4 protein-coding genes are annotated in these 12,636 nt (G+C 43.9%); 1 reads left to right on the top strand and 3 read right to left on the bottom strand.

Annotated elements, in window-relative coordinates; genetic code table 11:
- Window positions 1–91 precede the first annotated feature (91 nt).
- Entirely contained in the window at window positions 92–748 is a 657-nt protein-coding gene (pgmB, locus tag NST45_RS18580; RefSeq protein ID WP_036684390.1) for a beta-phosphoglucomutase, read from the bottom strand.
- A gap of 222 nt (window positions 749–970) precedes the next feature.
- Window positions 971–2,017 carry a LacI family DNA-binding transcriptional regulator gene (locus NST45_RS18575; RefSeq protein ID WP_036684387.1) on the bottom strand — a complete coding sequence of 349 codons (1,047 nt, stop codon included), beginning with the start codon at window positions 2,015–2,017 and terminating at the stop codon, window positions 971–973.
- 686 nt (window positions 2,018–2,703) lie between these two features.
- Here NST45_RS18575 and NST45_RS18570 point away from each other — a divergent pair.
- On the top strand, window positions 2,704–10,476 hold the full coding sequence (locus tag NST45_RS18570; protein ID WP_339823468.1) for a pullulanase: 7,773 nt from the start codon (window positions 2,704–2,706) through the stop codon (window positions 10,474–10,476).
- A 163-nt stretch (window positions 10,477–10,639) separates the two neighbouring features.
- Here the strand turns inward: NST45_RS18570 and NST45_RS18565 are convergent, their stop codons facing one another.
- Window positions 10,640–12,385, bottom strand: coding sequence for an alpha-glycosidase (locus tag NST45_RS18565; RefSeq protein WP_036684381.1), 1,746 nt, complete (start codon window positions 12,383–12,385; stop codon window positions 10,640–10,642).
- Window positions 12,386–12,636: the final 251 nt, after the last annotated feature.

Here is a 12,636-nt window from a genome sequence, read left to right as displayed (position 1 = left end):
TAACGATTAATTATTAGTTCATTTAATCTTTGGTTGGAATGTCCACAACAACTCAAATCAGTACTATTTGAGTTAATTATGTTCAATAAACTTATGCAAAAGATTCTTTGAGCAGGGACACACTCATATGAGCAAGCGATGGGACAACAATATTCGCTGCACTCAGGGTTTCCGGCGAACCAATGCCAACACTGAACATACCGGCCCGGGTAGCGGCCTCAATTCCCGCTTCTGCATCTTCGAAGACTACACAATGTTCAGGTGCGGCATCCAGTGCTTTGGCTCCTAATAGGAACACTTCCGGATCTGGTTTAGCAGCACTAGTGTGTGTGCCGTCGATGATTGCATCAAAGTAAGGGGTTAATCCGGTATTATTCAAGATCGTCATAGCGTTTTTGCTGGCAGAACCGAGAGCAACTTTGATGCCATTCGCACGGCACTCTTTTAGGAAATCAAGCGCACCTGGCAGAATCTCAGAACTGTCCATTTTCGCAATATATTCGACATAACGATTATTTTTCTGTTCCGCAAGCTTAGCTTTCTCTTCTTCGTCAATCGTTAGTCCGCCGATTTCCAGCAAAATATTTAGTGAAGCCGTTCTGCTGACTCCCTTAAGGCGTTCGTTATCTTGTTCTGTGAATAGAAACCCCAGTCCATCTGCAAGCTCTTTCCAAGCAATATAATGGTATTTTGCTGTATCGACGATTACTCCGTCCAAGTCGAACAAGCAGGCTTTAATTTCCGACATTGTAGTACCTCCTAAAAGTTTTGACAGCGTCGTGATCCAGCGGATGCCGTATTAGAATCTTATTAAACCGTTTAAACTTTGATTAAGATGTGTAAGTTTATCCTAACCTAAGATCCTAGAAATCACCCATAAAGAACTGGATCAATAAGTATTGTATGATTTAGCGCAAACGTTTGTACAGATTTTCAAAAAATAAATGAAGCGGTTAAACGCTTCACTTATTCATTCGGTTTTATGCTTTGCCAGAGAGTGCATGGATGACTCTCTCACGATCAGACGATGGGGAATAACAAATCGGTTGGTATGACCTGAACCGTTATCCGGACTCTTGATATTTTGGATAAGTACTTGTGATGCGGTGTAGCCAAGATGATAAATTCCTATATCAATACTGCTGATCGGAGGACTAGATAATTCAGATAATGGAATATTGTTAAAGCTTACAATGGCGAGATCGTCTGGAACCTTGTATTTCAGTTCATTCAACCCGCGCAAAATTCCGAACGATACCATGTCATCCACCGCTACCAGCGCAGTGGGGCGATTCGGCAAATTCATGAAAAAGGACATCGCTCTATAGCCGCTATCCTGTAGAAATTCACCTTCTACAATCCATTCATCCCGCATTTCTAAACCGCTATTCTGCAATGCTTTACGATATCCGGCGAGACGGTCACGAGAAACGATTAGATTAGGTGGTCCACTTACGAAGCCAATACGTTTATGCCCCATGGAAATGAGGTGGTTCGTAGCATCGTACGCTGCCATCACATTATCATTATCGACTGATAAAATATTCTCATATTTATCACTTCGGCCAACAAGCACGAATGGATAATCGTTGCTCTCTAGAAAATCAATAACGGCATCATCCGTACGAGAGTAAAGCAGAATAACGCCGTCAACACGGCGACCCTTCAGAAGTCGTGAAACGGCTTCCAGTTCTTCTTTCTCGTTCGCTCCGGAGCTTATTAACACATCGTAACCGGAACGGCTGGCTTGTGTAACGATCCCGCGAATTAATTCCATAAAAAATAGATTAGAGAACAGCTCTTCAGCAGGTTTAGGAAGACTGAAGCAGATGCTGTTAGTAGTTTTCGACACCAAGCTCTTAGCCATCATGTTAGGGGTATAGCCCATATCCTCCATAATAGCTTTAACTTTGCGGGAAGTTTCCAGGCTGATTCTGGGATGGTTGGACAATACCCGGGATACCGTGGAGGGAGATACTCCCGCTTTCTTGGCCACATCCTTAATGGTAACTGTCATTGAAACCTCCTTATGGAACCGTTTGCTTTACACAGTAATATTAATCTAAGAGTTCTAAATTGTAAATAGATAAAGTCATTCAAAAGGGGGAAATTGCTACTTTTGGAAGGAACACAAGAAATTTCAATGTAATATTGTTGCTTTTCACCAAAAAAGTATGAATGATTCGGGAATTTTGATCTTAATATGTATAAATGCGGTCTGGATTTTGCGAAAAGAGTATTCGCTGAATGCAAACGTATGGCTTAAATGATGCAAGAACTTAGCTGAAAGGAAGGGAAGAACAAGTTTCGTTTTTATTGCGGCTTTAAATTGAGCTTTTATTTTAGAAAATACTGGTTGACAATACCGCAAATTCGGCATTAGTATGTAAATCAAAATACAGCAAGCGTTTTCATTGGGCGTTTTTAGGTTGAACCAGTTGCACTAACGAATGGGTTTTATGGACTAGTGTTTGTGCATAGCTTTTTGCAAACGATTGCACTAATTTCGACATGATGTATCAAGCTTTTACTTTGATAAAAGGATGGTGACAGCGTTGAATTGGCTTGACGAGCCATACATATAGACCTTCTCCAACTTTAGAAGGAATAGCATGATTTATAATCTCATAAATTGGTGGGGTTTGTGAAATCATGTATCCGCTTGCAAAAAGGGAATTCATAATTATGGGAGGTTTTGCAAAAATGAAAATAACTTTATGGGGGAAGAGGGCATTTGCGATCTTTATGATTATTGCTCTCGTGTTCTCTGGTCTTGGACTACATCCTGTTAATGTTACAGCAGCAACGACGAAGGTTGTATTGGTTGGGGATCTGCAGTCTAAATTTACATCGACAGGTGCGGAAACGCCGGGTAAGGATTGGGATGAGACATCAGTAGTTACCCAAATGACCTATTCAGATAATGGCCTATATTCTTTTACAGGCACTCTGCCGGCAGGAGAATATAACTACAAGGTTACTCTTAATGATTTATGGGACGAGAACTATGGATTCACAAGTTACACCAATCCTCAGGGAACAAATGATGGGGAGAATATCCATATCAAGCTGGAAACAGAGACTGCCGTAACCTTTTATTATAATGACTTAACTCATAAAATAGCTGATTCCACGTATTACACACCGATTGCTTCCGCTAAACTACCAAGATTGACAGGAAACCTGCCGGCAGAAGCACTTACCGTATTATCTGATCCTGATTTTGATGATGTTTACAGTACGGTGGCTACCCTTCCTAAGGGAGATTACACCTACCAAGTTTCTGTTCCAGGAGACGGTGAAGCCGGGGATCAATTGTATCCCGAAACTGCTAATAATCTGAGTCTTCCTTCAGATCTTCTGGTTACCTTTAAATTTAATCCACTGGATGGCAGTGTGACAGCAGAATATAAAATTCCTTCTGAACCTGTTGAGGTTACTCCTGTTCCGGCTGGACACATCCGTATTCACTACAATCGGACAGCTGGTGACTATGAAAATCAGGGATTATGGACATGGGATGATGCTCAATCCCCTTCCGCAAATTGGCCTACAGGTGCAACTCCATTTCCTGAAGGGCAAATCGATTCTTATGGTGCTTATGTTGACGTGCCAGTGAAGGATGGAGCTAAGAAAATTTCGTTCCTTGTGGTAAACCGAGTCACTCAGGCCAAGGATGAAGGGGATAAACTCTTTGCCATTAACACGCCTGAGGCGAATGAAATTTGGATCAAGCAGGGTTCAAATGATGTAACACCGTATGAACCAGTTACACTTGCTCCTAATACAGTGCGAATTCACTATACCAGAGCTGATACAAATCATGATCAATATGGACTGTGGCTGTGGGATGACGTCGTAGCCCCATCCGAAAATTGGCCGTCTGGAGCTACTCCTTTTGTAGCAGATCAAACAGATCGTTATGGTGCATATGTTGATGTTCCGCTTATTGAGAATGCGAAGAAAATCGGCTTTATTGTGATGAAACCTTCGAACGGTGATAAGGACGGTGACAATAAAACCTTTAGCCTGCTGGATCGATACAATCAGCTATGGGTTAAAGAAGGAGACAACAATGTTTATGTTTCTCCGTTTGGTGAGACACCTATTGGCTTAGTATCCGCAGAGGTGCTGTCGACGAGCAAAATCCTTCTCGGCTTCACACTGACTGACGGTTTGGATCCAGCAGCCTTAAAGACAGCAATTACAGTTAAGGATAAAGAGGGTGCTGCAATCCCGATTACTGCTGTAACCCTTACAAGTAAAACTTCAATCGAAGTGGATACAGAAGCATTTGATCTGGAAAAAGTTCCGCTTAGCGTTACCTATTCAGGTAAAACGGTCTCAGCCGCAAGTGGCTGGAGAATGCTTGATGAAATGTACAACTATACAGGAGACGATCTTGGAGCTACGTATAATGCTGACAAAACAGCCACATTGAAATTATGGGCACCTAAAGCAAGCTCGGTCGTTGTAAATCTTTACGATAAGAATGACTCTAACGTGCAAGTGGGCAGAGTTGCTTTAACGCTCGGCGAGCACGGGGTTTGGTCAGTCCAGCTGAAGCCAGCTGATTTGACAGGCACTACCACAAATGATGTAAGAGGATACTTTTATCAATACGAAGTAACGAATGACGGTGTAACCCATAAGGTTCTTGATCCTTATGCTAAATCAATGGCGGTATTTACTGTGGATACCACAGGTGCTGCTGGTGCTGGCGGGGATACAGTGGGCAAAGCGGCTATTGTTAATTTAAGCCAGACGAACCCAGATACCTTTGGGTATGCTGATATAAAAGGCTACGAAAAACGTGAGGACGCCATCATCTACGAAGTCCACGTGAGAGATTTTACATCGGATGTATCGATCGAGGATAGTCTGAGTGGGGAAAGATGGGGTTCTTATAGCGCTTTTGAAAAGAAACTTGATTATATTAAATCTCTTGGTGTAACGCATGTTCAGTTGCTTCCTGTGATGGCTTGGTATTACGGGGATGAGACGAAGATGGGGACTAGAGAGCCGGATTATTCCGCAAAAAACAATGAATACAACTGGGGTTATGATCCTCACAGCTATTTTTCACCGGACGGGGCCTATTCACAGAACCCTGCCGATCCAGAAGAGCGGATTAAAGAATTAAAAGGTTTGATTGATGCCGTGCATGAAGCTGGAATGGGTGTCATTCTGGACGTAGTGTATACTCATATGGCTAAAAAAGAATTTTTAAACGACATCGTACCTAATTACTATGCCTTCCAAGATGCAAACGGTAACTTTATCGGGGGGTTCGGCAACAATTTAGCCACCAACCATAAAATGGCTGAGAAGCTGATGGTTGATTCGGTAAAATACTGGTTTGAAGAGTACAAGATTGATGGAATGCGCTGGGATATGATGGGCGATGCGACAGCTGATGCTGTTCAGCATGCTTATGATGCCGCAGCAGCAGTGAATCCGAAGGCACTCTTTATTGGTGAAGGCTGGAGAACATTCGGCGGCGCCGCGGCTGATCCTTCTCTCGCTGGGCAAGGTGCAGATCAGGATTGGATGGACAAAACGGATAGTGTCGGTGTTTTCTCAGATGAATTCCGTAATGAATTGAAGTCTGGTTATGGTTCCGAAGGTCAGCCTAGATTTATTACAGGTGGAGCACGTCCGATCGCTACAATCCTAGACAATATCAAAGCTCAACCTTCGAATACACCAGCAGATGATCCGGGTGATATCGTCCCATATATCGAAGCTCATGATAATCTGACACTTCATGATGTCATAGTACAATCGATCAAGAAGGATCCGGATATTGCTGAGAATGAGCTTGAAATTCAGCAGCGGATCAGATTAGGAAATATGCTCGTATTAACTTCTCAAGGTACAGCCTTTATCCATGCCGGTCAGGAATATGGGCGGACTAAGCAGTGGAAGGGCACAACGGATCCTGAGGATAAATTCACAGAGATGTTCGACAACAACAACCAATCGTTTGGCTATTTCATTCATGATTCTTACGATTCATCGGATGCAGTTAACATGTTTGATTGGACCAAAGCAACAGATGAATCTAAGTTCCCAGTACAGAACACGACAAGAAAATATACGTCGGGTCTGATGGAGCTGAGAAAATCAACGGATGCCTTCCGATTGGGCGATAAGGATTTGGTTGACTCTAACATTAACCTGATCCCTGCTCCAGAAATGAAGGATAACGATCTTGTCATCGGCTATTCCAACAAAGCAACAGATGGCACTGGCATCTATTATGTCTTCATGAATGGTGACAGCACAACTAGAAAACTGACCTTATCTGAGGATTTGACGGGCGGTCAGGTGCTTGTGGACAACGATGAAGCTGGTGTTACAGCGATACCGGCTGCACAGCAGTCAGGTTTTATTTTGACAGCAAATTCAATTACACTAGAGCCTTTGACGGCCGTGATTATTCAAAAGGAAGCTGCACCAGTTACGCTGAACTCTTTGGAAACAGATAGTGCAAGCTACACGCTGGCAGCTGGAAATACGCATCAAACCGCTGTTTTTGCGAAATATGATGACAATAGCAGAAGTAATGTTACTAAGAAGGCTACTTACCTCTCCAATAAACCTGAAGTAGCTACAGTAACTGATAAAGGTCTAGTCAAAGCGGTTGGGCTAGGAACGGCAACCCTTACTATTTCTTATGAAGGTATTTCTACAACCGTCACTGTTAATGTTACTGACAAACGATATGTTCAATTCACTTATACCCGTAGCGATAAGGACTATAAGGATTGGAATATCTGGGTTTGGAACACTGGAGCTAAAAATGACCAGATTGATTTCACAACCTTTAAGAATGGCACAGCGAGCGTTCTGATTGAGGTTGCGGAGAATGCAACAAGCGTTGGATTTGTCCTGCGCAAAGGTACGGATTGGAACACGGGGAAACTAGACTACCCAGACGATCGTGTTATTCCGTTGACCCCTGGTGAACCGTTCACTAAGGTGTATGTAACCAGTATGGTTAAAGAGCTTGATATCAAACCAAGTATTAGCGGCCCTATTTTAAAAGATGGAACGATTACTTTCAGATACCGCGACGACGCTTTGTTCCGTAATGGAAATATGGACGCAATAACAGCTGCTAAAGTAAAAGTGAACGGCACTTCGTATCCAATGATCTATGATCCGGCTAACGAGTGGTTCACTTACACACTGGCTGATTTAAAAGAAGGTATGTATAAATATACTTTCTTGATTACAAAAGACGGCGTCACTACCGAAATTACAGATCCAAAGAATACGGTGAATGATGAATCTGTTATTGATTATCATCAACCTGTCGTTAAGATTGCGACATCCGTAAGTCCAGAGGCAGTCACATCCAATCAGAATGCTGTTGTAACCATCCACGCTTCCTCTTCGGAAGAAGTAACTTACTCTGAAGCATATATGGATTTAACTAATCTTGGGGGCCCTAGCAAAGTTAAGCTGGATACGGAACTCTTGAAACAAACGGTTGCTGTGGAAGACACGGTGTCAGCGGGCATCAAGGATATTCCGATTACGCTCGTAGACCAATACGGCAATGCACATAAGGAAAAGGCTACACTTGAGGTAAAAGCAAGAACCTATACAGGGGATAAGCTGGATTTTGATTGGGATGAGGCTCGAATTTATTTCGCGCTTACAGACCGATTTAAAGACGGTGACCCAACGAATAATGAGAATGTGAATAAAAATCATCTGGAAGCTTATCATGGTGGAGATTTCCGGGGGATGATCGACAATCTCGATTATTTGCAAGAGCTAGGAATTAACACGTTATGGATCACGCCAATCGTAGATAATATTGATTTTAACAAAGGCGTTGACTTTGGCAGCGAACAATATGGATACCATGGGTATTGGGCAAAAGATTTCACCAAGCTCGACGAGCATCTTGGCGATATGGCCACCTTCAAGGAGCTGATCGAAAAGGCGCATGACAAAGGGATCAAGATCATGGTTGACGTTGTACTCAATCATACGGGTTACGGTCTGAAAGCTGAGGATACCTATCCGACAATTACAGCTGAGGATAAAGCACGTTTCGAAGGGATGCTGCGCACGGATGGTGTATCCGCAGATACAGATCCAATTAAGGGTGAACTTGCCTTCCTGCCAGATTTCAAAACGGAAGATCCAGCCGTTCGTGAAAAAATTATCGCTTGGCAAACAGGCTGGTTAGACAACGCACGTACGGAACGTGGAGACACGATTGATTATTTCCGTGTGGATACGGTCAAACACGTGGACGATACGACTTGGAAAGCCTTTAAAAATGCACTGACAGCGATGGATCCAAACTTCAAAATGACCGGCGAATACTTCGGTGGAACCATTGATAACAATGGTGGAATGCTCGAAACTAGCCAGATGGATGGGCTGCTTGATTTTGGATTTAAAGATGCAGCCAGAGATTTTGCAAATGGTAAGGTAAACAGTGTGGATGCTTATCTGCAGGAACGTGAATTGAAGATCGACAATACGAAGATGATGGCTCAATTCCTGAGCAGTCATGATGAGAATGGTTTCTTGTCTGATTATGTGGGAGGCGATAAAGGCAAGCTGAAGATTGCTGCAGCTCTGCAAATTACCGCCAAAGGACAGCCAGTAATATACTACGGAGAAGAACTGGGTAATTCAGGCAGCAATGCTGGAAATATGTCTGAAGGTCAATTCAGTGAGAACCGTAAGGATATGCCTTGGGATCAATTGACGGCAGAGAAGCCACTACATGACCATTATCAAAAGCTGTTGAATATCCGTGCGAAGTACTCCAAAGTGTATTCCAAAGGTGCGCGCACGAAGCTCGCAGGTTCAGATGATTCAGGTTATTTGGCTTTCAACAAATCTTATGAAGATGAGAACGTAGTGACGGTAATCAATACTAAAACTAGTGAGAGTTCTGTAACGATTCCAGTACCGTTTGCTGCTAATTCATCGGTAACCGATGAATACAGCGGTAAAACATACATGGTTTCCGAGGATCAAAAGGTAAATATTGATCTGCCAGGTAGAGATGATGGAGGTACGGTTATTTTGGCTGAGGTATCGGATGTTATACCGACACCAACACCGACACCAACGTCGACACCAACACCAACGCCGACACCAACACCAACACCAACGTCGACACCAACACCAACGCCGACACCAACACCAACACCAACGCCGACACCAACACCAACACCGACACCAACACCAACGCCAACACCAACGTCGACGCCAACATCGACGCCAACATCGGCACCAGAAGTAACACCGTCGCCTGAGGTGACACCAACGCCAGAAGCCACAGCGGCACCAACCTCTGGAGTTGTTGTTAACCCTAGCCCTACACCGCCAGCGGATACTCAGGTTGTGAATGAGGATAGCTTGAAGAATGGTAAAGAAGGCAAGGTGCAAATTGATGTTGCTGCCGGTAAGACAGCGGTACGCTTACCTTTACAAGCTGCACAAATACTAGGAACTAATGATCTTGTATTTAAAATGGGAGATCTGTTAGTTACTATCCCTAGCCAGCTTTTAAGTACAATGCCAAGTTTAGCTTCAGGTATTGATGGGGTAGGTGCCCAAATCTTGCTTGAACTGAAGCCACTGGCGCAGTCTGCTGCGAAAGCCATAGTAGACGGTTTAAACAATGATAGTGCTCATGCTAGCTCTCTTTCCGATGTATTTGAATTCAGACTTAGCGTGCTGATGAAAGACGGTACTCGGATTGTAATTAAGCAGTTCGATGAGCCGATTACGATCTCATTTAAGATTAAAGGGCAATTCAACAAAGACTTAATCGGAATCTATTATTTAAGTGATAATGGCGGGTTAGAGTACGTGGGAGGACAGCTGAATGGAGAGGTGATCACGGCACAAGTCACACACTTCAGTAAGTATGCTGTGCTTGAAATCGATAAGTCGTTCAAAGATGTTCCTGCAACCTATTGGGCATTTAAGGCGATTCAATCACTTGCCGCCAAACAAATTGTGTCAGGGGTTACTACCTCTGAGTTTGATCCGAAAAGTAATGTTAGCCGTGCGGAATTTACAGCACTACTAGTACGTGCACTTGGCTTAAAAGCGGAAGGGCAGGTCCTGTTTACTGACATCAGGTCAGATGCATGGTATGCCTCATATGTAGCCACAGCTGCTAAGCTGGGTATTGTTAGTGGACGGAGTAATAATATTTTTGCGCCGAATGCATCAATTACCCGTGAGGAAATGGCTGTTATGGCGATCCGCGCACTTGAAGTGAAGTCTGGTAAGAAGCTTGAACCTGTAGCAGCCTCTACGGCATTTACTGACGCTTCAAGTATTAGCAAGTGGGCGGAAGCTTATGTGAAGACTGCAGCAGACTTAGGACTCCTGCAAGGCCGAGAGAACAATCGATTCGCTCCAAAAGCATGGATGACCCGCGCAGAAAGCGCACAGGTTATTTATACGCTGCTGAGCAAGTAGGCTAAACTAAGGTGTGCTGAACTCTGGCACCCTTTAGTTAGAGCAGCGGTTAGCATTTTAGTATTCTCCAAAAGAAAACAGGGTATCCCGAAGCGATTATCGCTTGCGAGATACCCTGTTTTGTTATGCTATATGGCTGAGCAGTGGGAAGAAAAGAAGTCTTTTAGATGATTGCCTTTAGGATTGCGAATCCATAGGCTGGCATCTTCACGTTCAGCTTGCTGCGTTCTGTGCGCAGTGTTTCGCCTGTAAACAAGTTCTCCCAATCCCGCTCGTCTACGTCAATACGGAAGGTCTGAGCGGTCTCTTCACTGTTGATTAGTACGACAATTGTCTGCAGATCCAGCCGGCGCTCATAGGCTAGCTTGCTGCCTTGTTGTCCTGCCTCAAGGAAGGTAAATGTACCTGTGCGGAGAGCAGGGTGATCGTTGCGTATTTGAATAAGCTGACGATAGAACTCGAAGAGCTCACGATCCTGCTTTTCAGGGTTCCACTCCATGCATTTGCGGCAACCAGGGTCACCTTCACCGTCCATGCCGATCTCGTCACCGTAATAGATGCAGGGAGTGCCCATAAAGGTGAATTGGAACAGTGCTGCTAATCGCATCTTGTTTTTGTCTCCAGCAGCCAGCGTAAGCAGTCGTGGAGTATCGTGGCTGTCCAGCAGATTAAAAGCAACTTCACTTGCCTGCAGCGGATAGCGCGATAACTGTTTGCCAATGGAATTAGCGAATTCTTCAGCATCAAGAGTGCCATGCACAAAGAAGTCAAGGACAGCGTCAGTGAAAGGATAGTTCATAACGGCATCAAATTTATCGCCTTCTAGCCAAGGTGCAGATTCATGCCAGATTTCTCCCAATATGTAAGCCTCAGGATTAGCACGTTTAACCACCTTGCGGAATTCCCGCCAGAAATCATGATCCACTTCATTGGCAACGTCCAGACGCCAGCCATCGATCCCAACTTCTTTGATCCAGTATTCTGCGACTTTCAGTAAGTATTGTTTAACTTCAGGATGTTCTGTGTTTAGCTTTGGCATTAGCGGTTCAAAAGCAAAGGTGTCATAAGTAGGGACACCGTTTTCAATTTGAAGTGGAAACTTGCGAATATGGAACCAATCTTTAAAGGCGGAAGCCTCTCCTTTTTCTTGAACATCCACAAAAGGGGCAAAGGTTCTGCCAGAATGATTGAATACGGCATCTAGCAGGACACGAATCCCACGTTTATGGCAGCTATCGACGAGCTTTTTTAAAGTCTCAATATCTCCAAAATGCGGATCGACTTTCATATAGTCTTCTGTATCGTATTTGTGATTAGTAGTTGCATCAAAGATAGGTGTGAAATAAATAGCAGTGATCCCAAGCTCGTTAAGATGATCTAAATGATCAATAACCCCTTGCAGGTCGCCGCCAAAAAAATTGGTTGGTGTTGGTTCGGAGCCCCATGGCTGAACATTTTCCGGATCAAGGCTCGGGTCACCATTTGCAAAGCGTTCTGGGAAGATCTGATAAAAAACAGCGTCCTTTACCCAGGCAGGCGGAGCAAATACATCAACGCGGTTAATGAAGGGGAATTCGAACAGCTTGTTTGGGTTTTCCGGCCGCACCGTTTGAAAGTCACTTTCGGTCATCCAAATTCGTTCGTTATCTTTTTGAAGTAAGAAGCCGTATTTCAAGCGGCGGTAGAGAGGTACTGAAGCACATTCCCAATAGTCAAACATAGCATCGGAGGTGAAGAGGGTCATGGGAATTAGCTCTTTTGTGGTATCCCAAGCATATTTATCTCCAGCAAAGGCGAACACTTCGGTTAAATCCCCTTTTTTAGCGCGTAGACGCAGGTGAATCGTACTTTCATTATAGGCATAAGACCAATTTAACCGCGGACGATGATACACTGCTTCCAGTAACATGATAAATCCTCCTAAAGTTTTGTTAGCGTTACTTCCTCGAACACTTCGGCAAAACCACATCGAAAGCATAGGCTAAGTTTTGTTAGCGTTACTTCCTCGAACACTTCGGCAAAACCACATCGAAAGCATAGGCTAAGTTTTGTTAGCGCTACTTCCTCGGACACTTCGGCAAAACCGCATCGAAAGCATAAACTATTCCCGGACGATACTCCACAGAGCGCGTGGAATGTAGAATGTCGCTATTGTTATTG

Origin of the sequence: Paenibacillus sp. FSL R7-0163 (genome assembly GCF_037969975.1) — a bacterium.
GTDB lineage: Bacteria > Bacillota > Bacilli > Paenibacillales > Paenibacillaceae > Paenibacillus_AQ > Paenibacillus_AQ odorifer.
The sequence above is the reverse complement of the archived record's forward strand: the minus strand, read 5'-3'. Positions and strand labels throughout refer to the sequence as shown.

Bases quoted from the DNA above. Each gene is read 5' to 3' on its own strand.
- NST45_RS18570 (WP_339823468.1), top strand. From the start codon at position 2,704: ATGAAAATAACTTTATGGGGGAAGAGGGCATTTGCGATCTTTATGATT.
- NST45_RS18575 (WP_036684387.1), bottom strand. From the start codon at position 2,017: ATGACAGTTACCATTAAGGATGTGGCCAAGAAAGCGGGAGTATCTCCC.
- pgmB (WP_036684390.1), bottom strand. From the start codon at position 748: ATGTCGGAAATTAAAGCCTGCTTGTTCGACTTGGACGGAGTAATCGTC.
- NST45_RS18565 (WP_036684381.1), bottom strand. From the start codon at position 12,385: ATGTTACTGGAAGCAGTGTATCATCGTCCGCGGTTAAATTGGTCTTAT.